The 22,198-nt window shown below is 53.3% G+C and carries 25 protein-coding genes; 11 read left to right on the top strand and 14 right to left on the bottom strand.

Annotation, left to right across the window (positions count from 1 at the left end):
• Positions 1-1,354: 1,354 nt before the first annotated feature.
• Both Q0775_RS10760 and Q0775_RS10755 read right to left on the bottom strand, forming a co-directional pair.
• Positions 1,355-1,552 (bottom strand): hypothetical protein, encoded by a 198-nt coding sequence (locus Q0775_RS10760; RefSeq protein ID WP_298860250.1) that lies wholly within the window; start codon positions 1,550-1,552, stop codon positions 1,355-1,357.
• Positions 1,553-2,105: 553 nt separating this feature from the next.
• Positions 2,106-2,780, bottom strand: a complete 675-nt coding sequence (locus Q0775_RS10755; RefSeq protein ID WP_298861770.1) for a Crp/Fnr family transcriptional regulator — start codon at positions 2,778-2,780, stop codon at positions 2,106-2,108.
• A gap of 117 nt (positions 2,781-2,897) precedes the next feature.
• Between Q0775_RS10755 and Q0775_RS10750 the strand changes: the two genes are divergently transcribed.
• On the top strand, positions 2,898-3,257 hold the full coding sequence (locus Q0775_RS10750) for a hypothetical protein (protein ID WP_298860247.1): 360 nt from the start codon (positions 2,898-2,900) through the stop codon (positions 3,255-3,257).
• Between the two features lie 154 nt (positions 3,258-3,411).
• Complete coding sequence (locus Q0775_RS10745; protein WP_298860243.1) at positions 3,412-3,573, top strand: DUF1328 domain-containing protein; 162 nt, start codon at positions 3,412-3,414, stop codon at positions 3,571-3,573.
• A 96-nt stretch (positions 3,574-3,669) separates the two neighbouring features.
• Here Q0775_RS10745 and Q0775_RS10740 read toward each other — a convergent pair whose 3' ends face one another.
• Positions 3,670-4,479: a response regulator gene (locus Q0775_RS10740; RefSeq protein WP_298860240.1), complete on the bottom strand. Its 810-nt coding sequence runs from the start codon at positions 4,477-4,479 to the stop codon at positions 3,670-3,672.
• 92 nt (positions 4,480-4,571) lie between these two features.
• Between Q0775_RS10740 and Q0775_RS10735 the strand changes: the two genes are divergently transcribed.
• From Q0775_RS10735 to Q0775_RS10725, 3 genes are read left to right on the top strand one after another with little or no spacing between them, the layout of a single operon-like run.
• Positions 4,572-4,736, top strand: a complete 165-nt coding sequence (locus tag Q0775_RS10735; protein WP_298860237.1) for a hypothetical protein — start codon at positions 4,572-4,574, stop codon at positions 4,734-4,736.
• Positions 4,733-5,287, top strand: a complete 555-nt coding sequence (locus tag Q0775_RS10730; protein ID WP_298860231.1) for an RNA polymerase sigma factor — start codon at positions 4,733-4,735, stop codon at positions 5,285-5,287. The genes Q0775_RS10735 and Q0775_RS10730 overlap by 4 nt, the downstream gene beginning before the upstream one ends.
• Positions 5,284-6,987 carry a sensor histidine kinase gene (locus Q0775_RS10725; protein WP_298860228.1) on the top strand — a complete coding sequence of 568 codons (1,704 nt, stop codon included), beginning with the start codon at positions 5,284-5,286 and terminating at the stop codon, positions 6,985-6,987. Before Q0775_RS10730 ends, Q0775_RS10725 begins: the two co-directional genes overlap by 4 nt.
• Positions 6,988-7,097: 110 nt before the next feature.
• Here the strand turns inward: Q0775_RS10725 and Q0775_RS10720 are convergent, their stop codons facing one another.
• The 7 genes from Q0775_RS10720 to Q0775_RS10690 all read right to left on the bottom strand — a co-directional run bounded on the left by Q0775_RS10720 (position 7,098) and on the right by Q0775_RS10690 (position 11,629).
• Complete coding sequence (locus Q0775_RS10720; protein WP_298860226.1) at positions 7,098-7,286, bottom strand: PLD nuclease N-terminal domain-containing protein; 189 nt, start codon at positions 7,284-7,286, stop codon at positions 7,098-7,100.
• 79 nt (positions 7,287-7,365) lie between these two features.
• Positions 7,366-8,172, bottom strand: coding sequence for a formate/nitrite transporter family protein (locus Q0775_RS10715; RefSeq protein WP_298860223.1), 807 nt, complete (start codon positions 8,170-8,172; stop codon positions 7,366-7,368).
• 97 nt (positions 8,173-8,269) lie between these two features.
• Positions 8,270-9,652 (bottom strand): MATE family efflux transporter, encoded by a 1,383-nt coding sequence (locus Q0775_RS10710; protein WP_298860220.1) that lies wholly within the window; start codon positions 9,650-9,652, stop codon positions 8,270-8,272.
• 26 nt (positions 9,653-9,678) lie between these two features.
• Entirely contained in the window at positions 9,679-10,638 is a 960-nt protein-coding gene (locus Q0775_RS10705) for a DNA topoisomerase IB (protein ID WP_298860218.1), read from the bottom strand.
• Positions 10,635-10,850, bottom strand: coding sequence for a DUF2945 domain-containing protein (locus tag Q0775_RS10700; protein WP_298860216.1), 216 nt, complete (start codon positions 10,848-10,850; stop codon positions 10,635-10,637). Before Q0775_RS10700 ends, Q0775_RS10705 begins: the two co-directional genes overlap by 4 nt.
• Positions 10,851-10,919: 69 nt before the next feature.
• Positions 10,920-11,147, bottom strand: coding sequence for a hypothetical protein (locus Q0775_RS10695; protein WP_298860214.1), 228 nt, complete (start codon positions 11,145-11,147; stop codon positions 10,920-10,922).
• A gap of 77 nt (positions 11,148-11,224) precedes the next feature.
• Positions 11,225-11,629 (bottom strand): STAS/SEC14 domain-containing protein, encoded by a 405-nt coding sequence (locus Q0775_RS10690; protein ID WP_298860212.1) that lies wholly within the window; start codon positions 11,627-11,629, stop codon positions 11,225-11,227.
• A gap of 170 nt (positions 11,630-11,799) precedes the next feature.
• Here Q0775_RS10690 and Q0775_RS10685 point away from each other — a divergent pair, with 170 nt between their 5' ends.
• Positions 11,800-12,378, top strand: a complete 579-nt coding sequence (locus tag Q0775_RS10685) for an exopolysaccharide biosynthesis protein (RefSeq protein WP_298860210.1) — start codon at positions 11,800-11,802, stop codon at positions 12,376-12,378.
• Here the strand turns inward: Q0775_RS10685 and Q0775_RS10680 are convergent.
• Positions 12,371-13,054: an HAD-IA family hydrolase gene (locus tag Q0775_RS10680; RefSeq protein ID WP_298860208.1), complete on the bottom strand. Its 684-nt coding sequence runs from the start codon at positions 13,052-13,054 to the stop codon at positions 12,371-12,373. The genes Q0775_RS10685 and Q0775_RS10680 overlap by 8 nt on opposite strands.
• A 242-nt stretch (positions 13,055-13,296) precedes the next feature.
• On the opposite strand from Q0775_RS10680, the gene Q0775_RS10675 reads away from it, so the two are divergent.
• The 3 genes from Q0775_RS10675 to Q0775_RS10665 all read left to right on the top strand — a co-directional run bounded on the left by Q0775_RS10675 (position 13,297) and on the right by Q0775_RS10665 (position 15,954).
• Positions 13,297-14,424 carry an AI-2E family transporter gene (locus Q0775_RS10675; RefSeq protein WP_298860206.1) on the top strand — a complete coding sequence of 376 codons (1,128 nt, stop codon included), beginning with the start codon at positions 13,297-13,299 and terminating at the stop codon, positions 14,422-14,424.
• 75 nt (positions 14,425-14,499) lie between these two features.
• Entirely contained in the window at positions 14,500-15,585 is a 1,086-nt protein-coding gene (locus tag Q0775_RS10670) for an HWE histidine kinase domain-containing protein (RefSeq protein WP_298860204.1), read from the top strand.
• A 6-nt stretch (positions 15,586-15,591) separates the two neighbouring features.
• The gene (locus Q0775_RS10665) at positions 15,592-15,954 is read left to right on the top strand and encodes a response regulator (protein WP_298860202.1); all 363 of its coding nucleotides are present in this window, start codon (positions 15,592-15,594) and stop codon (positions 15,952-15,954) included.
• 88 nt (positions 15,955-16,042) lie between these two features.
• Here the strand turns inward: Q0775_RS10665 and Q0775_RS10660 are convergent, their stop codons facing one another.
• Positions 16,043-16,537: a ferritin-like domain-containing protein gene (locus tag Q0775_RS10660; protein WP_298860200.1), complete on the bottom strand. Its 495-nt coding sequence runs from the start codon at positions 16,535-16,537 to the stop codon at positions 16,043-16,045.
• Positions 16,538-16,707: 170 nt separating this feature from the next.
• Between Q0775_RS10660 and Q0775_RS10655 the strand changes: the two genes are divergently transcribed.
• Entirely contained in the window at positions 16,708-17,193 is a 486-nt protein-coding gene (locus Q0775_RS10655; protein WP_298860199.1) for an MgtC/SapB family protein, read from the top strand.
• Positions 17,194-17,241: 48 nt separating this feature from the next.
• On the opposite strand, the gene Q0775_RS10650 is transcribed toward Q0775_RS10655, so the two are convergent.
• Positions 17,242-18,738 carry a phospholipase D-like domain-containing protein gene (locus tag Q0775_RS10650; RefSeq protein WP_298860197.1) on the bottom strand — a complete coding sequence of 499 codons (1,497 nt, stop codon included), beginning with the start codon at positions 18,736-18,738 and terminating at the stop codon, positions 17,242-17,244.
• Between the two features lie 223 nt (positions 18,739-18,961).
• Here Q0775_RS10650 and mnmH point away from each other — a divergent pair, with 223 nt between their 5' ends.
• Positions 18,962-20,008: a tRNA 2-selenouridine(34) synthase MnmH gene (mnmH, locus tag Q0775_RS10645; protein WP_298860195.1), complete on the top strand. Its 1,047-nt coding sequence runs from the start codon at positions 18,962-18,964 to the stop codon at positions 20,006-20,008.
• On the opposite strand, the gene selD is transcribed toward mnmH, so the two are convergent.
• The gene (gene selD, locus Q0775_RS10640) at positions 20,001-22,166 is read right to left on the bottom strand and encodes a selenide, water dikinase SelD (protein ID WP_298860193.1); all 2,166 of its coding nucleotides are present in this window, start codon (positions 22,164-22,166) and stop codon (positions 20,001-20,003) included. The genes mnmH and selD overlap by 8 nt on opposite strands.
• Positions 22,167-22,198: the final 32 nt, after the last annotated feature.

Here is a 22,198-nt window from a genome sequence, read left to right as displayed (position 1 = left end):
GGGGCGGTCTCAAAACGCGTGGCCGCCACGATCTGCATGTCCATTGTGTGATCCCATCATACTTGACGGCGACCGCCCTGCCACTCCTCAGCGCCCATCGTGTGACCGCCCGACCAGCAATAATGAAAACCTCAGCAATCACCAAACCTGCAAACCGCGACGTCCAACACGGTCTTGCAGGTAATAATACGCGCTTGCGGATCGACGGGAAATTCGAAGGTCAGCGTGAAACCGTTACCCGCATCCTCACACAAAACCTCGGAGCATCCTCTTCCTCAACCGCATTCCAGCGAAATTCATACAACATCAGCGTGGCGTCGCTGCTGATCAAATTCAGCCCCGCCTACCTCGGAAAGCTAAGTGTAGTTTTGGAGGAAAGAGACAGCTCAGAATTTTCGTTAGGCATTCCACTTGTCACATCAATCACATGTGCGGCCGTCAGCGTATCAAGGTCTTTGCCCAAAGATAGATTGCTGCTCCAGTAAATCACATGGGGTTGTCAGTCTTTTGTAGAAGTTAGAACGAGCGTCTATTGCGGTACAATGCCTTGGCGCGCAATGGTGGCCCGCTTGATATTTTTGACAATCTTTTCGTCAGGACTTTTGCGTGTTCCAGTTATCTGTCTCATTTTCAATTCCTCAATGTTTGCGATGAGTCCAGAACACTCACTTATTAAATATTTCGATTTGGACACATAGGCGCTGACTTCGGATAATAGCAATCATGGGGACCCAGTAGAAGTCGATCTGTTCGTCGACCGAGCCACCTTAGCGCTTCGCAGTCGTTCATGAAGCTCCATGCTTGCTGCCAAGAGTACGGTTGGTGATCAGCGAAAAAGCCGCGCAAGTTGATCAGCCTGCGCCAGTTTGCAACTGTCACGCGAATGCGTGGATTAAACCACTCCACCTCGCCACACGGGCGCATTTAAAGGTAATCGAACCAGCTGCCCGCATCTCAGAGGAGATTTAAACCGATCGCACAACAAGCGCGGCCCGATATGACGATTTTTTCACATCTGACCAGCTCTTCGTCAAAGGTTGTAGGTACACTCAAGCCCTGCTTTTTAAAGATGACCTCGCGGTAGTATATGCCCCGCTGGTCTTAGGTATAAGGGCCAATGCGGTTCGCGGTATACCAATTAATCACATTTGGCGGGTTCGCACCCAACGCATTGCAGATCTGAGTTTTCACGCTTCACGTTTAACGATCCTCAACTAAACGCACATTTGCGGATGCAGTTCGTTGAACCCCAGAAGAAGGCCCACCACCACTGCACGCAGCGATCCGCCTTGGCCTGATCGACAATGATCAGGTTGTATTTGTCGATAAACAACATGCCAGCCACAGCAAATTATCATTGGCGCGTAAGGATCAGGTCGCACCCACCCAATGCTCCGGTGTCGTCATGAAAGACATCGTTAAACGCTGTGGCGACATCCAAGCAATCCACAGGATTGATCTTTTTCCCATACGCCGAATTAGGCGTCTTTTGTTGCGCCACTCGGAGGGCGATTGCACGCGACCCTGACAGCAAATTCGTTGCAAGCTTCATTGGGCCACCCATAATAACTTTCTGGATGGTACTTCCCACAGGCAAGGCCGTGGCACTTGCGAATCTTGAAGGGACGTACGCCCTGCTCGCAACGCGACCCGAAAACGGCATAGCCATCACTCTCGGCATCCGACCTAAACTCATCTAGATCGACGCGAGCGGTGATAGCTTCACCATGGACATGACCAAAGCACTGGGCGGCGTCTGCTTTGTTCACCTGCTGTCAGGCTAGGGCACAAAAATCATCGTGGCAGAACGCGGCAAGGAATGTTCCAAAGAAGGCCCAAACGTTGGGGTAAGATACCGCTGGACCGCGCCATGCTGTTTGACGTCGAGACGGAGCAACGTTTGCGGTAACCAAATGGTGGTCGCAACATCATCCCATTTTACCATAATACGGGGTCCATGGCTTCGATAAGAAATTGCCAAGTCCCGTCACGAACGCCAATCCTTCGGCGCGTTACGTATGTTCAATCTGCGATTATAAAATCAATTTCTTGAATTGGGCTAGGGTCAACGGCAACAGCCGAGTCCCTCAATACTACAGCACTGGCTACATGATCGGTCTTTTGCGCGCGCTAAGGTCATCAAGCATCGCAATTTCTGCCAAAGTGGCAAGATCGGGCACCCGCAGCGTTCCATCAGTCCAATGCGCGAGTTGCCGCGATCTGAGAACCGACAGTGTCTTGTTGGTATGCACCAGTGACAGGCCCAGCGCATCTGCGATGTCTTGCTGAATATATGGCAGCTTCATCGTGCCATTCGTAACCATTCCCAAAGCGTCCGCACGGATAAACAGCCGGGACAGGGCCCATGCCACCGCCTGAAGCGCTGTGCGCTGACCAATTGTCGTAAGCGCATCGCCCATGAAATGCTCCTCAATGGCCGCAAGCCATGTCAGCGAAAACGCCCTGTCAGGACGCTCTTTGAAGAATGACCAAAACTCCGAACGGTCAAAAACACACAACGTCATCTTCGTCGTCGCCTCCACCGAATGGCCCATCTCCCCCATCACACCTGCCTGAAGACCAATGAAGTCACCGGGGAAAATCATATTCACGACCTGACGCTTGCCGTCAGCCAGCAATTTGTAGCGCAAGCCCATACCATGGAGCGCCGTAAAGAGCTGTGGACTGTTCGACCCTTCCATCAGGATCGGCGTGCCAGCATCAACAACAAGCTCGCCGACCTTAAATCGCTGCATGAAGCTCACCTCCTCGGCGGACATACCCTCGAACACATCGCGCCGCCGTAGCGCACAATTTTCACATTTCGTTGCCAAATTATCGTGTATCCTATGTCATAGGTTAATGCGGGGCGCTGTTTGAGACCTTAATCAGATCTGATGGACAAGTATATTACCATCAGTCGGCGCAGTTTTGTTATTGTGGAACCCGACCCCGTTATCGGTCTTGATTTGACAGGTATCCTTCAATCCGAATTCCCTGAAGCAGAGTTGAAATTGTTTCGTCGCCAAGAGGATGCTGAACAGCATATCCACAAGGTGACGTCGCCTATTTGTGTCGTACTGAGCGCCAGTGTGGCGACCGCCCCGATGCTTGCCCTTTTGCAAGAGCGCGTGGCCAGTCAAGGAGAAGTACTGTTTATCGGGAGTGAAAGGGATGTAGGCTTCCCCGCTGCTTTTGTACAAACACCCTTTACCTCCGAAATGATCCTCTCGGGCTTGATAAGACAGGTTGGCTAGCGGAAGCACCCGAACGATTGGCATGCTTAACCAGAAAGCTGATGCCATCATGGGCAACGCAGTGAACGTGGAACCAAGCCTGCTCTACCCTCGTTGACTTGGTGAAACGCGCGGTGGCAGCGCTGCGCACCAATGCACCAAACGGGAGAATTCCATGCTCTATTATGCACTTCTTTTCTTTATCGTAGCGCTTGTCGCTGCTCTGTTCGGATTTGGCGGAATCGCCTCTGCCTCAGCAGGTATCGCTCAGATTCTGTTCTTTATTTTCTTGGCGCTCTTCGTAGCGACATTGATTTTGAGAGCTGTCCGTAACTGATAGGAAAGGCCACGCTGCACATTGTAGCGTGGCCTTTGCAAATTCTAAACTGTGGGAGCAAATAAAGCGGCCCCCACGATCAGTCAGTAACTTTGCTTAACTCTTGAGTGTTTCGGTCGAAGCGAAGAACATTGCTTGGCTCACAGCCGATTTAACTTCCAATTCGTGAAACGGCTTTGAGATCAGAAATGCAGGCTCTGACTTATCGCCCGTCAACAGACGCTCGGGGAATGCTGTGATGAAAATTACAGGCACGTCCATCAGTTCGAGCAAGTCATTTACGGCTTCGATACCAGACGAATTATCAGCAAGTTGGATATCCGCCAGGATCAGATCCGCGTTGTGCGCGTTCCCAAGTTTCACCGCCTCTGTGTGTGTCCGCGCAATGCCCGTCACAGTATGACCCAGATCGCTCACGATGGCCGACAAATCAGCCGCGATAATCGGCTCGTCTTCAATGATCAAGACCCGCCCTTTAAAGCTGTCGGCAAGCTCAACATTGGCTGTGGCGATCAGATCGCGAACGTCTTGCGGCTCAATCCCCATTACCACGGCAATGTGATCATAACTCATGTCTTCTATCGTGCGCAGCAAAAGCGCTTCACGTGAGTTCGCAGTAAGATTGGCAAGCAGCCCAAGTGCGCGACTGCGGATACCTCCCTCGTCATCTGCGAACTGCTGTCCCGATGACGCCCAGATGGCATGAAAACACTTGAACAGATTAACCTTGGCAGGATGCCCGTTTTCAAAAGCGGACCTATCCTTCAACAAGGCTTCCAATGTGGCGACGGTATATTTGTCCCCCCGCTCCTGAGACCCTGTCAGCGCCCGTGAATACCGGCGCAGGTAAGGCAGTTCTGCTGTAATACGATCAGAAAATGTCGCTGTTGCAGAGTTATCATTCATTATAAGTGCCTTTATTGTGTTTTTATAGGAACCAAACGGGGGGCGAGCGGTTTAGTTCCACGCGTAGCCAACTTTATTGAGGATATTTTAGAATGAGCGACAGCGACGATCAACAGAACGAAGAAATTGCCAATCTGATCAATAATAACCTCAAAAAAGTATTTGCAGACCTGGAAGAGGATAGCATGCCGGGTCAAATCCTAGATTTGCTGTCCGTCCTGCGCGCGCAAGACATGGAAGAAAAGGACAAAAAATGAGCGTCCCTGATCCAAAAGACGAACTAATCACACACCTTCCAGCTTTGCGCGCCTTTGCCCTCAGCCTAACGCGGAATCGCGCCACAGCAGATGATATGCTGCAAGATACTGTGCTGAAAGCATGGACGAACCTCGATAAATTTGAACCCGGTACCAACATGCGTGCTTGGCTGTTTACAATTCTGCGCAACAATTTTTACAGCTCCACACGAAAGACGAACCGTGAAGTTGCGGATGTCGACAATGTATTTTCGGATACACTCTCGGTGAAACCTGCGCATGATGGCCACTTGCAGATGATGGATTTCAAACAGGCATTTGCTAAATTGCCCGTTGAGCAACGCGAAGCCCTCATTTTGGTAGGTGCCTCCGGGTTCTCCTATGACGAAGCAGCAGAGACATGCGGTGTGGCCACTGGCACAATAAAAAGCCGTGTTAACCGTGCCCGTGCCAAGCTGACCGAGCTTCTACAACTGGATAGCGATGACGCACTTGAGCTTACCGACAATGCTACGATGGCCGTTATTGGTAGCCCCGGCTTGCCATCGTGAAGGAAAACAAATGGTACAACGGTTTGCGATTTCAGATCGTTGTGCTGATGTCAGTTGCCTTGCTGCCGTTGGGGGCCATCGCAGTCTATCAGACAAACCGTGTCGAGGTGCAGGCAAAACAGAACGACGCACGTATCATTTTGGCTGTGACAGCCGATAGTGCGAAAACTCAAGGATTGACGCTTGAGCGGGCCAAAAGCGTTGTTGATACCTTAGCGATATTCGCAGCCGATTTAAGCTCGACACCAAACAAGTGCCAATCTGAACTCTCAAGTATTCTTGCAGCCTATCCAGCCGGCAGCGACATAGTAATCAGATCGGACGGTGGCAGAGTAATATGTAGGGCATCGATCAACGTATCTGGCGGCGCTTCTGTTGCATCCACCAGCACGGCATTTGAGGACACCGAACGTGTACAAATAGTCAAGCAGCAGACCGAAAAAGGGTTGACCTCTTTCTACTTGGTGCAGGCTTCATTCTTAGTTAACGGAACAATCGGCGGCGTTGTGTCAATAAGCGTCCCGCAGGAAGACTTCCCCGTTCCAGAGAACATACGTGACGATCTGGCCCTTATCGATCTGCTCGTCTTTACGCCGCAAACAGACACCATGCCTGCGCAGAGCGGCACAATCGCTGGCGGAAACGAACTTCCGAAGGATTTGTCCCTTCTACAGCAACCCAACGACGGATTGACTTTCACAAGCCCAAACAGGGATGGTGACCCGCGGATTTACACAGTGATCTCTATTGTGGACAGCCCTCTAGCAATTTTAGGCATTTGGCGTCAGGAAGAAAGCCTTGCCCAGGTCGTTGGTGACTTTATCAAACCCGCCATTTTTCCTACCCTGATGTGGTTTGGCAGCATGGCAGTTGCCCTCCTCTCGATCTACACATTGGTCTTGCGCCATCTGTCGCGCATCAGGCGGAATATGGATGCATTCTCGAAGGATCGAAAGATTGATCAGGGCCGCCCGCAGGTTGCTATGCCGAATGAGTTGCGGGCGCTGAGTGGCAATTACGACCGCTTAACCGATGATATTATGCGCGAGGAGGCACGGCTCGAAGATACGCTGCGCGAAAAGAACGTCTTGATCAAAGAAGTTCACCATCGCGTAAAAAACAATCTCCAGCTCATTGCCTCAATCATGAACATGCAGATCCGCACGGCAAAGCAGCCCGAGACAAAGGCAGTATTGTCCCGCGTTCAGGACCGCGTTCTTAGCCTCGCCACCATTCATCGCAACCTCTATCAGACACAGGCTGGTGGTCGGGTTGATGCAGGAAATCTGGTTGCCGAGATTGTGCAAAAATCGGCCTCGATGGGAATTGCGGCACAGGATTCTGCCCATGTCGAGACCGATATTGACCCTGTTATGCTCTATCCTGATCAGGCGGTCCCCTTGTCCCTTTTGGTTGCTGAAGCCGTAACAAATGCGGTCAAGCACCTCGGCACAGGGGAGGACCGGAAACCCGAGTTAACAGTATCTCTTAAACAAACTGGAGATCAGTGCAGCTTAGCTGTGACTAACTCTATTGGCGCACATGACCCACAAGATAGTACCGGCCTTGGCAGTGAGTTGATGAACGCTTTTGTCTTACAGCTTGGCGGCGCGTTAACCACTAAGAAAACAGTCGACAACTATAGCTTTGCCGTGACATTCACCGTCGAAAAGTTTGAGCCGGAAATGCGCGACTTCTAATTGAACGGCGACGTTTTCGTTGCCATCAGAAGCTTTTATCATAGCTCACTGGCCACAAAAAAAGGGCACGAAGAGTTGCCCCTCCGTGCCCTTTTTTCATCGTAATAATTTTATGCGTGGGAACCTGCTGCGCGTGGTCCCGCAAAGAACCAGATGACAAAACCGATGACGGGCAGAATTAGGACAAGTAATGTCCAGATCACTTTGCTTCCAACTGTCGCGCCCGAGCTGAAGATCGAGATAATGGCCCAGATGTTGAGAGCCAATACGATAACGCCGCCTATACCTGCATATTCCATGATTAGTTCCTTCGATTGATTTAACTTGTTATCAAGACAACCGGGTCGCGCAGACTTTGTTCCAATCTAGCGAAGATTATTATTTCAACTCGTGCCGCACCTGTCCAAATGCGAGCAGCGCGAAAATCAAAGTTCCGCCCAAAATATTGCCTGCCAAAACTGGGAGGAAAAAGCTGAACAGAGCCTCATTAAGCGGCAACAATCCCTGCACCATAAGAAACGCCATCTCGACCGATCCCGCTACAATATGAGTAAAATCCCCTGCGGCGATCATCCATGTGAAAACAAGGATTACGAAAAAGCCGAAACCATCGGATTCAGGCAACATCCAGACAATCGCGGCCACGAGGATGCCTGCGGGTATAGCACGCTGAAATGCCTCCATTGGCGCAAATCCTGTTGCATGACGGGATAATTCTTCAATTGCGGGCAACAGCTCGGTCGGAATGGCGGAAGTATGCGCAAAACCATATGCCGCAGCAAAGGCTCCGACAACATTAGCAAGGAGCACGATCCCCCATAAGGTTGCTACACGTCCTAGCATACTTGGCGTTGGTTCCTGCATCAACGGCAGCACGGTCGTTATCGTATTCTCGGTGAAAAGCTGCATGCGCCCAAGGATCACAACAAGAAATCCAAAGCTATAGCCGAGGTTCTCTACGAGGTATGACCATTGCGCATCTGGCAGATAGGTTCTGAATATCGCCTCGCCCAGAACCGAGAGCGAAATCATGATACCTGCCGCCACTCCTGACCACATAAGAGAGAGTTTGGGGCGCTCCAGCTCTTCCACACCGTCGCGGCGGATTACCTCAAATATCAACTTTGGTGATAGACCCTCGGCGTGTTTTACAACTTCGGCTTCTTCTCGTGTGTGGTTCGACATTATTCTTCTCCTGTTCGGGCAGTGACAAACGCACACCTACCCGCAACGTTCCTCCCGCGATCGCCATGAAAGCGGGCTGCAATTTGCGCCATTGTTCCTAGGTACTCTTTAACGCCCCTTCGACAGCGCGCGCCGTAGGGAAGCTAAACACATCCACATGTCGCGTTGCAAAGACCGCAGCGCCGCCACCAACGACATTGGCCACTGCAGCTGCAACAACGACACCAATATAGCCAAAGACACCAACCCCGATCCACGCCAGCGGCAAATAGATCGCGAATATTCGGCCTAGGCTGAGGGACATGGACCAAAGCGCCTTATCCCGCGCGTTCATCGCCGCGTTGGCAATCACAACTAGGCCGTACCCAAACATTGATAACCCGACAATGCGCAAATAGAGCGCTGCATAGTCCTGATCCGCCTGCCCTGCCGCCAAAAGCCCCGCAATTGGCATTGCAAACAGAAGCAAAACCAGCCCAACAACAGCGCCGTAGACACAGCTAAAACCAAATGCCCAACGGGTGGCAGATTGCGCACGCTCCTGCTTCTCTGCACCCCAGTTCTGACCTACTACGGGACCAATCCCCGCCGAAAGCGCCATCAGCGGCACCAACAGGATCGACTGCACCCTGCCCGCCGCACCAAAACCTGCAACCGCATCATCCCCGACGGTCGCGACTGCTGCTGTCACCAATGCCATGCCCGCAGGATTGATCGCGTTAGAGAGGGACGCAGGTGCGCCGACATTCAGAATTGTGCGGCAATTTTTGCCAAAGCTATGCAAAATCTGCCCACAGATCCCCAATAAGCCCCGGCGCCATGCAATCCAAAGGGCAAGCACCATCGCGACCACGCGACCAATCAGTGTCGACAGCGCGGCCCCCGCTGTTCCCATCTCAGGCACCGGCCCCCATCCAAAAATAAAGACTGGATTCAGAATAATACCGAACAATGCGGCCACGATCATAATTGCAGCAGAGGTAGCACCATCCCCGTGAGCGCGAAAAACCGAGTTGGTAATCATCATCGTTACCAAAAATGGAAACGAAAACGCCCAAAGCGGCATGTAGGCTGCAACCTCTTTTGCGACGTCGCCAGATGCGCCGAGCGCAGAGAATAGAGAAGGAAAGCTCACCCAGATTAGCAAACCTGCAACAATCGATAATGCGATACCCAGTCCAATGGCATGCAGGCCGAGGCGGCGCGTCTCCTCCGCATCGCACCCCTTACCGATCCGCTGGGACAGCGCTGCGTTAGCCCCCGCACTTACCCCGATCGACAGGGATGTGAGGGCGGTGATCACAGGATAAATGAACCCGACAGCAGCAAGTGCCGCAGCACTTACCATTCCAAGGAAATAGGCGTCGGCAAGACCCACAGCGATAACCGAGAAAATCCCGAAACTCATCGGCGCGGACATCACAGTAAGCGCTTTCCAAACGGGACCTTTGGTAAGGTCACGTGTTTTTGAATTTGCCAAAGAAAGAATCCTTTATTGAAATAATTTCAGCGGGTCAGCAGACCCAATAACCGTTGCTCAGCCACGAACAGACCCGATTTGCGTAAAGGAGTGATTGCAACGGGCGGCTCCCCTGACAAAGCGATAACTGCAGGATGAATATAACTATTTCGCGCCACAGACGGCGTATTATGCAACCGTTTGGAGGCCGCCTCGGCGATCTCGGTTATCGTTGCATGCCCTTTTTCCGCGCATTCAAATGCAGCGAGCGTTCCGGCCCATGTCCGAAATGTTTTTGCGGTTACCTCGTCTTTGCCGGAGGCCTCGGTCAAGTAGTTATTCAACTGATGCGAGGACAGGCTCTGTCCCGCGCCAGCTTCGTCCGTCCAAGACAGCAAAGTAGCACCCTCAACATCCTGTATTTTATGAAGCATTTTTTGCAGCTTTTTGTCCGTAAGTTCTTTACGGACCTTGGTACCGCCTTTCGCCGTGAACTTAAGTTCCAGTGCGTCTTTACGAATCCGCAAATGTCTGCGCCTTAAGGTCAACGCGCCATAACTGCCATTTTGATCGGTATATTCCTGTTGCCCAACGCGCAGTGCTGCGCGATCAATCATCAATACAGCGGCAGCAAGGGCAAATTCGGCATCGCCTGGATCGTTGGAAAGGTCACGTTCGACTCTGCGCCTGATTTTGGGTAATACCTCCCCGAAGTCTGCCAATTGCTCGTATTTTGTGGTTGCTTGTTTAGCAGACCACTGAGGGTGGTACCGATACTGTTTGCGATGGCGCGTGTCGCGGCCTGTTGCTTGCAGATGTCCATTCTCTTTCGAACAAATCCAGACATCTTCATACGCCGGCGGAACAGCGAGCGCTTCAATGCGCGCCCGCTCTGCGCCACGCGCGATGGTCGTTCCGTCAGGCGCGACATAACTAAAGCCCCTCCCACGTCGCCGGCGCGAAATTCCTGGCTCCGCGTCGGTGACATAGACGAGACTTGTGCTCACGCGCTCTCAACCTCGGACGCGAGCTTTAGCACAGCGTCGCCATCATCTTGTTTAATGTAGAGTGCAGGATCCTCAACGGAGCCGTTGCGCGTCACCTCGGTCCCTTTGATCTTGCGCGTGGTCTTTTCATTGAACACGGACTGCACTTCGCCTGTACCGTACCCACTGCCCCACTCCCATTTAACCTTGTCACCTTCGGAAAAACTTGCCATTCCGCGTTCCTTTGTGTGCTCATTGATTGAACCCGCCCCCTACCTGTTTGGTCTTGGGCGGGGTTCGTACTATTTCTTGGTTGCGTCTTTTAGCGCATCAGAGACCGCACCATCAGCGTTCGACCCATCGACTGCGTCTTTGATTTCTGCGCTCGCCTCGCCATCGACATGGGCATGACTTGGGTCACCATTCTCGCCCGCTTGACCTTTCAGATCGTGGTGCTGTTCAGCGCCTTTGAAGCCAATCACGGTTTCGTCGCTGCTGTCATTCTTTGGGTTGGGTGTGTGGTCAGTCATCGGTATTCCTTTCAATGTCTATTATCCGCTTGCAGGCGGTTCATATCTCAAACGTATCGGGTGCGCCGTTGGTTCCGTTATGCGACTTCGGGTACCGGACGCGCACCAACAAACTCCCAAGCTTGCTCATGCTGAGTCGCCTCGAAGGCTTTTGCTTCAACGGGGATGATTTTATCCATCAAATTGATCATTTTAGACGCCTTTTCAGGGGCACCGATAACGGCATAACGGGAAACGTGCGAAAGAGCGCGGAACCGTGAGGTGATCACATCGCCGTCCAACATGCTGTCCCAATCGCTTCCAGTGAAACCAGTTAAATCCAGCAACATGTTCACCTTCTCAGAACGGTCAAAAACGGCATTCATATATTTCGCCAACGCCTCTGATGCGTCATCATCGATGTGTCCTGTCACTCGGAATGCGTGAACTGTCTCGCTATCAGTCTTAATCTCGTTGATTGGACCATATGAAAAATTTGTCATAATATCTCTCCTATTCACACCTCCAACCATCCGCACGGCATTTCGGTTCCGTCCGGCACTTGCCATGGCGTAGTATGATCCTGACGGGGGTGTTTTGCGCGGTAGCAGGGCATACATACTCTTGGCGTATGCGCGACAGCACTACTTCACGAGGATTTGAGGATATTTGAATGAGGACACGCTCTGAAAACCTTATGAGCATGCTCAAGCGTATTGAGGAGGCCGGAAACGACGGCCCGATCACAGTGCATGAAATCGTTCATCTCATCGGTAAGGTGAGCTTTGCCCCCCTACTCATTGTGCCAGCGATTGCACTTGTCAGCCCCCTCAGCGGTATCCCGCTTTTTTCTTCCACGATGGGGATGATTATATTTTTGGTTTCGATACAGATGCTGCTACGGCGAAACCACTTGTGGCTACCGCAATGGATATTGCGCCTCGAGGCTAAGCGGAGCCTCGTACGAATTGCTTTTGAAAAGGTCCACCCCGTGGCAGGCTGGCTCGATCGGCGGACACAGACCCGCCTGATCGCTATCACGCGACAACCCTTTGTTATCATACCTCAAACCCTCTGTGTGGTATCAGGCCTTTTCCTACCGCTGCTGGAGTTGGTCCCCTTCTCGTCGTCGCTGATCGGATTGTCCGTTGCGCTTTTGGGGCTAGGAATGTTTGCACGGGACGGCGTGATCCTTGTTCTTGCAATAGTCCCCTATTTGCTCATCGGGGGCCTCATCACAAAAATTATTTGATGGTGACCATATGCTCCAATAACTGCTCAAAAGACAAAGTGTTGCGCTCAATTATGACACCGCTCTTAAATTCGTCCACGTCTGCATAGGCGCCAGGAAATGCGATGCAGTTTAAGTCCGCAGCTGTCGCTGCTGCCAGACTGACAGCGGTATCTTCAATCGCAAGACAGGTTTTCGGATCGATTTGTAGTATTTCTTTAGCTACCTGATATATGTCTGGCGCTGGCTTACTGTTTTCAACCATCTTTGCGTCGCCCACAAAATCAAAATCTTGGCGCGAAAGCGCACCCCCCAGAGCGTTAAACACCGCATCGGTATTCTGGACTGAAGTGGAGGTCACAAAGCCCAGACGCACGCCATTGGACTGCGCAGCGCGCACAACATCCAAAACGCCAGGCCGTGGCAAAACTTCTTCTTCCTTCATCATTCGGTTAAATATTTCGGTCTTCCGCGCGTGCAGGGCCGTTGCATCCACCGCAGTTCCGCGTTCACAGGCGTAATCCTCAATCCGCTGACGTCCGCCTGATTGTTTCAGAAGCGCGCGATAAGTCCCGGTGTCCCACTCCCAGCCGATATCATTTTCGTCGAATGCCTGATTAAACGCACGGCGTTGCAATTCGGATGTCTCGACAATCGTCCCGATTGATCCGAACAATAAAGTTTTCAGCTCATGCATGTTATTCTCTTTCTGTGAATAGCGGACAGATGACCCCTGAGTGGCCAGTGTTTCCCGTCTTGTTGGAGATATAGTGCTTGCCAGACAACGCAGCTCGCAGATACTTCGTTGCACGCAGACGCGCGAAGTGAAAATAAACTACGACAGATTGAACAAAAGTAGCCCGATACGCGTTGGCTAATAGCCATCTAGTAAAAATGCCGCGCTTTCGCGGTACATATGGCACCACAGGGGTCCAAGACATGCCAGATAAAAGCCAAGGCGAAGAAAGCCTGCCTGACAAATTGCGCATAACATCAGGTCGGGCGGAAACCGCTGTAGTCGGGATATTTCTGATCTTACTGCTTCAGGCGATGGTATGGGCAGCAGAGTTTCTGATACCCGTGACGGCGGCATTCTTGGGGTATTTCGTACTGAATCGCCCCCGCCGCTATTTGGAGAACCACGGCATTGCGCCGTTTGTATCCGCCACCATATTTACAAGCATCCTTACCGCTTTGATCCTGCTTCTTATGGTACAGCTAAGTGCACCTACCGCGCAATTTATCGAAGACCTCCCTGCGCTAATGGAACAGATCAAGGCGAAAATTTCCGCCTCCGGTGGCGCACTTGAAGCCATTAATAACGCAACGACCGCCGCCGAGGAAATCATAGCAGAGCAAGACGCGGGGACCGTTTCCGTCGAAGTTGTTTCCCGTACAGGATTTGCCGCAACCCTTTTCAGCATGGCACCCGGCCTGCTGAGCAGCATCTTGTTCACTCTGATCCTACTGTTTTTCCTTGTGTCCTCAGGCGACCTTTTCCTGCACAAAACTCTGGAAAGCTTTGACCGTTTTTCCGACAAACGCCGCGCCGTAGAAGTACTGCACTCCATCGAAGAGCGTCTGGGCCGTTATCTGGGCGGCATTGCCCTGATCAACTTTGGCCTCGGCGTAGCTATCGCTTCAGCGATGTACTATTGGGGCCTTCCCGGTCCGCTTGTTTTCGGCTTCATGGCTTTTGCGCTCAATTTTGTTCCCTATCTGGGTGGTGTTTTGGGTGCTTGTATCGCCGCCGCTGTCGCCTTTGTGAGTTTTGACGAAGCGTGGATATCCGTTGGCGTTTTTCTCACCTATATGGCCCTGACCTCAATAGAAGGACAGCTGATCACACCCGTACTTATCTCCCGCCGGATGCAACTTAACACAACTATTGTATTCCTCTTTGTCGCGTTCTTTGCATGGATATGGTCGGTCATCGGCATGGTCGTGGCCTTGCCAATCCTTATCGTGATAAAAATTGTTTGCGACGAAATCGACGGTTTCAAGACACTTGGCAGGTTTTTAGGAGACACATCTACGCTGCCAGCGTCAAAGTCAAAACAGTCCTGATCATCGAATGCTGGACATACAGCCCATGCAACATAACTTCATCACACAAACTTTTTCAAAAACTGGATATCACGCATGTCGGAAACGCTTGAGGGCCTGAAAGCCGAGAACACTAGGCTAAAACAAGAGCTCGCGGATGTGCTTTTGCAGAAATCCGAGGAAGTGATGCAGGAGGAAAAGTCTCTCGAGCGCATTAGCTTTCTGGAGGCGATGCTGGAGACCATCCCGATTGGCATCGTTCTCGCCGAGGCACCTAGCGGCAAAATCACAACTGGCAACTCTCTCGCGGAAGAGATGGTCCGTCATCCAATCTACAATTCCGAGGACGTACATTCCTACGGGGAGTGGGTTTCGTTTCACGAGAATGGCAAGCAGGTTGAAAGCCATGAATACCCATTGGCAAAGGTAGTAGGCGAGGGGCACGATTACGCCGAACTTGATGTGAATTACCAACGTGGCGATGGCACTATGTTCTGGATGCGCATTGTCTGCCGCCCCGTTTTTGCCTCTGACGGCCAGATGCGCGGTGCAACTGTCGCGCTCATCGACATAGATAACGAGCGCCACCTGATGGCTCAGCAGGACGTTCTGATCGCAGAACTTAACCATCGCGTGAAAAACGCCTTTACCGTGGTCAAATCAATTGTCAGCCAGTCCTTGCGCGGCACCAATGCTTCCGAGGGCGCCCGCGACACCATCGACAGCCGTCTGGACGCCTACGCAAAGGCACACTCGCAACTGATCGGGAACCGCTGGGATCGTGCTCATATTGGCAAGATTGCCGAGGACACAATCGCACGCATTGCAGGCGGCAGGATTACGATGAAAGGGCCCGATGTCGAAGTGCCCTCCCGCATTGCCATGTCACTGTCGATGGCATTTTACGAATTGGCGACAAACGCCCTCAAACACGGCAGCCTGTCCGACACAGAGGGGCGTGTGGAGTTGATGTGGGATTATGTCACACCACAGCAAGATACCATTCGCCTAGTGTGGGTGGAACTTGATGGCCCTGCACCCGTTAGTCCTACAACAAAGGGGTTCGGATCGAAAATCACAAACCAGATTTTGGCTGCCGAAACATACGGCAAGGTGATCATCGATTATCCCAAAGCAGGCTTCAAGTGGAGCCTGGAAATGCCACTGAATAAAGAGGACTAAGTACCAATGACATCCGATCCAAAGCGAATATTCATCGTAGATGACGAAGCACTTATTGCGTTCGAAATGGCTGACGCGCTCGAGGATTTGGGGTTTGAAGTCGTCGGGCCCTCTACCCACCTCAAAGATGCATTGGGCTTGGCAAAAGAAGGTGATTTTGATGTCGCCTGTCTTGACGTAAATTTGGGTCAGGGAAAAACATCCGAGCCGATTGCGCGCATCTTAACCGAGCGGGGCATTCCCTATGTCTACATTACCGCCTATGAGGCCAGCCAGATCGACTTTTTGAAGTCCAACGACAATGTGGTGCGCAAGCCGGTCTCGATCAGAGATTTGAAGCAAGCGTTGCTGGACGCCCAGAAATCCTAATCAAGCCCACATCTTTTATGCACATAAAAAAGCGGCCCTGTCATGGGGCCGCTTTTTCACATTTAGATTTGGAAGCGCCTAAGAGATGTTATGCGGCTGCCTTGTTGATGCCACCTGTCGCAATTTTTGTCATCACGCGGTCGCCGTCATAGGTGTCATCAAGACATGCTTGCAAGATGGCACCATCTTCGTCCTGCTCCAGACGGTTGGCAAAGGCGACCAAACAGCCGTAGCCCGCAAGCGCGTAATGAACCATGCGCTGATACTGAGTGATGATCATGGCATCACGGGCATCGTCGTCACCAAACTCGGTAGCAAGGACATGCGCGTGCGCTTCATTAACAAGACCCTCCATGCCTTTGCAGTGCTCACCGGTAGGGTCGACGTCGTGGCGATTACAAATCTCCGCAACTTTTTCCATCCCGTCGCTTATCCCATTCGCTCCCCTGATCAAAGCCTCTGACAACTCCTTGTCTGTTGCAGCCCGACCAAGCGCCGTCACGGCCTCAAGCGATTGTTTGTTCGCACTCCACAAATCCTGAAGTTGGTCATGGTAAACGTCTTTGAGTGATTGCATGATCATAGCAGTCTCCTTAAAAAATGAATATTCACCAGACAAACGGTTCTTGGGCCGTGTTGTTCCTTAATATTTAAGATTTTTTAGCGGCCATCCTGAAAAAGTGCTCTAGAACAGTTATGGAACATGTCGCCGCCCACCGCGTTCGGCTGATGTAGATATACCAAGGAACAGCTATGGAATGGTCTGAATTACTCGGCTTTGACTACACGCAGGCAGACTGGATCTGGCGGCTGGTCTGCGCTTTGTTTGCGGGTGCCATCTTGGGTATCGACCGCGAGGTCAGACATCGTCGCATCGGCATCCGTACCTATATGATGGTATCGCTGGGCGCTGCAGTCTTCACAATAATTTCGATCGAAATGGCAACAGATATGGTCGCCGCTGGCCTGTCCTCTGATCCCTCACGTGTGATCCAAGGGTTGGTTGGAGGTTTGGGCTTTTTGGGGGCCGGTGCAATCATCCAAGGGGACAAAAGCGTGGGCGGCATGGCAACCGCTGCCAGCCTTTGGGTTGCTGGCGCTGTGGGTCTCTCCGCAGGCCTTGGATATACCGCAATCGCGCTCGTAACTGCATTGCTCGCCGCGACAGTTCTATGGGTCAGCCGCTTTATGGAGCATCGCGGTGCAAAAGACCGCCCCGACCACGCTTCGGACGAATAGATCAGCCCTTGTCGACCTTCAGTTTGTCTGACGGCGTTCACCCTCCCCTTAAGGCCAAACAGCCCATCCCAGATATCCAAGCAACCCCAACGCCACCATAATTCCGATATGGCGCGGGCGAATGCCCTCTCCCGTGGAGGTTTCCTCACCCGGATGATAGCGTGGGTCCATAAATCGGGTCTGTGCCAAAAGCGTGCTGCGCATGCTCGACTCCCGTTCTTCGATCACACGCAGCCCGCGACCGCTCTTTGAATTCAGCGCTTCAATCGCATCAATCAGCGATCTCTCTTGCGCCAAAACATCCGCGAATTTTTCCGGTGTCACTCCCAAATGTTCCGATACCAGACGGTTTTGAAAGGCCCCGATAAAATCATCCTTGGTATCGACAATCACATTACATTCCGTATCAAACCCCAAGGAGCGATTGTTCATATTGGCCGATCCGATGTGCAATGCGGTACCATCGGTTATTAGTATTTTGGCATGAACATAAATCGGCTGCTCCGCCGAGGTAACGGGATGCCAGATGCGAAACCGGTTTTCATGATCAGCTTCATTGAGACGGTTGATCATGATATCGCGCACCTCGTGCATCGCGTCATCTTCAAAGGCGGACATCGCTGTTTGAGGGTTTACGATCACGATTTGCGGACCGCCCACATCCGTCAACCGCGCTTCTAACGCGGCGCAGATCGTATCAGCCGCGAAATATTGCGATTCAATATAGATGCTGCGCTGTGCCGTCTTGATGGCGTACAAAAACGCCTCTTCAATCTCGTTGACCAAAGGCGCACCTTCAAACGGCGGCTTTGTTCGTGCTATCGCCACATCAATATCTGATGCCGCAACCTCAAGGTCTTCAGGCCAGATCGGGTTTCCGTTTTTAGTCGGCACCTCCAGTTCCTCACTTCTGGCACGGCTCCACCGCTCCCGAGACAATGCTCCCAGCGCCGCCGCAGCAGGCCCGGATACGGCAGAAGTCGCATCATGCCATGGCTCGGATGGGCTGCCATCCTTGCACACACGGCGTGGGTCATCCGGCAAATGCTCGGGCGTGTCCCAGCGGTTTTCCGTTGCATCAATCCCGCCGCAAAACGCCACACAATCATCCGCCACCACAATCTTCTGGTGATGACAGGCACCGAACGGATGATGCCCATCCAGTGCAAGGTGAATGCGATCACTGCCAAACGCAGCAAGGGCCGCCGTCGGCGCGAGACGCCCCGGTGCTACCAGAATCGATCCGTTCCACTTGAGCATATAAATATGCAAATCAGGTGTTCGCCGGATCACTTCTTCCAAAAACGGCCCCAGTTTGTTCGGCAAACCGTCCGGCGCATTACCTTCCGCATCACTCTCACCGGGGAGCATTTCAATCTCGAGGTCGAAGTCCCACCCAATCAGCAACAACTGCTGTTGCGCGGCTATAATGACCTCGCGCAGAACGATGAAATAGCGACAGGCATCCACGATCAAAGCAAAATTATCTGCCCGCTCGACGCGCCAATGTCTGCTGTGCTCTGTCTTGTTTCGCTCATTATTCATTTGTTCGCCTAAACGTGCGTTTTGTATTTCCGACAGCAGTGATGAGGCAGCATGAAGATCACTGTACGGGTTAACCCCGATGCTATCTCATTCCCTCGAACAGTCCAGACATCTAGGGCAATTAGCCACGACCCTGCAGTCTTCAACGTGTCAATGGGCGTGATGTTTCCACCACCCCACGATAACTAGAGACAATCGCGCACGAATACGTCTTAAGGGGCGCATGACACCCCTAACACTCACATCGCTTGCGCAACTGCACCATCTCACCGTTGATACCATCATCGATGTGCGTGCGCCTGCCGAATACGCCGAGGATCACCTACCGGGTGCGATTAATCTGCCCGTCCTCACAGATGCCCAACGCGCCGAAGTCGGCACCATATACACCCGTGAAAGCCCCTTTAAGGCCCGCAAAATCGGCGGCGCACTTGTGGCACAAAACACCGCGCTACACCTCCAAGGCCCACTGGCGGACAAGGACGGCGCATGGCAACCGCTGGTCTATTGCTGGCGGGGCGGACAGCGTTCAGGCGCTTTTGCCACGATCCTTGATCAGGTCGGCTGGCGCGTCCAGTTGCTGAAAGGGGGCTACAAAAGCTACCGAAGCGAAGTTGTCAAAATCCTCTATAAAACGCCCCTGCAGCATCGGCTGATACTGGTGGATGGCGGGACAGGCACGGCAAAGACGGCCCTTCTGCACCACCTCGCCGCCCAGGGCGCACAAATCCTCGATCTCGAAGGACTAGCGGCCCATCGCGGCTCATTGTTCGGAAGCGTCGAGACACCACAGCCCGCGCAAAAGATGTTCGAGAGCAGGATCGCCGCAGCGTTAACGACACTCGATCCCGACAAAGTCACTTTTGTTGAGGCAGAGAGTTCCAAGATCGGAGAACGCATGCTGCCCGCATCGCTCTGGGCGCTCATGTGCAATGCCACCCGCATGCGCATCACCGCACCGCTCACCGCGAGAAGCCGCTTTCTCTGCGAGGCTTATGCCGATCTCACACAGGATAAGGCAAAATTCAGCGCCCTACTTGACCGCTTGCGGCCCTATCATTCAACCGCGCAGATCACCGAGTGGCAGGCGCAGGTCAACGCGCAGAATTGGCAAACCCTTGCCTCAGGTCTGATCACCGCGCATTATGATCCCCGCTATGCCAAATCTGTGGGCCGCAGGGACGTCACCTTTCACGACATAACGCTTCCCGATTTGTCAGATGACACACTGGAAAAGACGGCCCAGCGCATGCAGGCCCAATTCAGCTAACCCGCAAACGGCCCGTACCCGTACTCAACCGCCCGATAACGTGACCAACGCATCCCTGAACGCTCAGCGCGTCGAGCACGCCATCAACCTGCCCCGCAGGAACAGACGCCAACATTCCGCCCGCCGTTTGCGGATCAAACAACAACGCATCCTCCACACCCTCAACAACCGCATCGGCACGGTTCACTGCCATCAGGCTCGATGAAATACCCTGCTCCGCCAGCGGACGTGCGCCTGAATACACCGGGATATCTTTGAGCGACAACACAGCATCAAGATTGGATGCCTCACAAATCGCGAGGACATGCCCCGCAAGCCCGAACCCCGTCACATCCGTCATCGCAGTAGCCACGCGGCCCAACACCTGCGCCTCACGGCCCTGCGGTTGCGCCATAATTGCAAGCGCTGCAGCCACGTCGCGGCCATCGGCCTGACCCGCCATATCAGCCGCCAGAATGACACCCGACCCGATAGGCCGTGTCAGGATAAGCACATCACCATTTTGAGCCCCTGCCACTGTGAGTGGCATCTCTTCCCGCGTTCCGGTCACGGTGAACCCAATCGACAGTTCGGCCCCCATCGTCGTATGCCCGCCGACCAGTTGCCCGCCCGCAGCTCCGATCACTTCATTTGCCACGCGGCTTATCTCGGTCAATGTCCGCGCCTGTAGGGGTCCAGACATCTGCGGCACTACAATCGAGGCGAGCGCCACCTGCGGCTGCGCACCCATTGCCCAAACATCGCCCAGCGCGTGTACCGCCGCAATCCGCGTCATAAGCGCGGGATCCTCAATGAAACCCCGCAAATGATCCGTACTCATCACTTGGAAACCACCAGCCTTTAGGCGCAGCACAGCAGCATCATCCCCCGCCCCCGTGACAACATCCCCCGTGGGCTTTGCGATTCCTTCCAATGCCCCTGACAACACGCCGCGCCCTACCTTGGCACCACATCCTCCGCACAACGGTTTGGCCGCGAGCAAATCCTTCGCGCCAGAGGCCAGCGCACCCGTGACTTGCGGCGCAGCCATCTCTGGTAAATCCTCAAGGCTGTCCATAAATTTGCGGTCAATCTGGTCTTTCCACCGCCACATAAACGGCCCATGCAGCGCCATACCAAATTTCTCGGCAATGGCCGACTTGCCCCCCAGCGAGATCAGTTTGAGGTAGTTCTTTTGCGGAGTCCAAGTCTTGCGCCGCCCGCCGCTGAGCGCCGCGCGCAAATTGTGGTGCAGCACAGGCGCCGCCCGCACAGCAAAAACACCCGCTTTTGGACGCGGCGCATGGGGCATCACGGCGCAATCGCCCACGGCAAACAATGCCTCATCCCCAATCACGCCCAAATCAGCGCCCACGGTGATGAACCCGTTTTCCTGCGGCAGTTCCGTCTGCGCGATCCATTTATGCGCAAAAGCACCCGCAGCACCGACACATAAGGCGGCAGCAACGGGCGCTTGTCCAGCCAGCACCACTTCACCAGCGCGAATTTCGCTCACGCGCACATCGGTCAACACACGCACGCCCAGCCCCGCCATTGCGCGCAAAATCTGCTGGCGAACACGGTGGCCGACGCCTGAAATCTCTGGTCCGGCCTCAATTACGGTCACGTTGGGCTGAACCCCCGCCGCTTGCAGCGCAAAAGCCATCGCCATGGCAAGCTCACAGCCCGCAACGCCACCCCCGATTACAGCAACGTAAGGCGCTACATCCCCCGCCTTTGCCGAGGTCAAGAACCTGCGCCACCGCGCGGCATAGGTATCCAGCGGCTTGGCCCCGATCGCATGGGCAGCAAAGCCCTTTATGTCCATCTGCGCCGTGATTCCTACGTCAATCGAGGCCACGTCATAGGCGATAGGGCCGCGTCCCTCCAAAACGATCTCGCGCCGCGATTGATCCACATCCACCGCCTTGTCCAAGATCAGCCGCGCCCCCGCATGACGACACAGCCGCACCAGATCAATCTCAAGATCGTCGCGCCCGTAATGGCCTGCAACATGACCGGGCAGCATGCCAGTATAGGGCGCTGTCGGGCCAGGATTGATAACTGTCAGCCGCGCCCCCTTCAGTGGGTCCATGCCCCATGCCTTCAACACCAAAGCATGCGCATGACCGCCGCCCACCAGAACCAGATCGCGAGTATAGGGTACGGTCGTAATCACAGGCTGTCCTTCATGTTGGTGCTTTGGTGCGG

The sequence above is a fragment of the uncultured Sulfitobacter sp. genome, assembly GCF_947499945.1.
Classification (GTDB): domain Bacteria; phylum Pseudomonadota; class Alphaproteobacteria; order Rhodobacterales; family Rhodobacteraceae; genus Sulfitobacter.
Note: the sequence above shows the minus strand (reverse complement) of the source record. Positions and strands in the feature narration are given on the sequence as shown.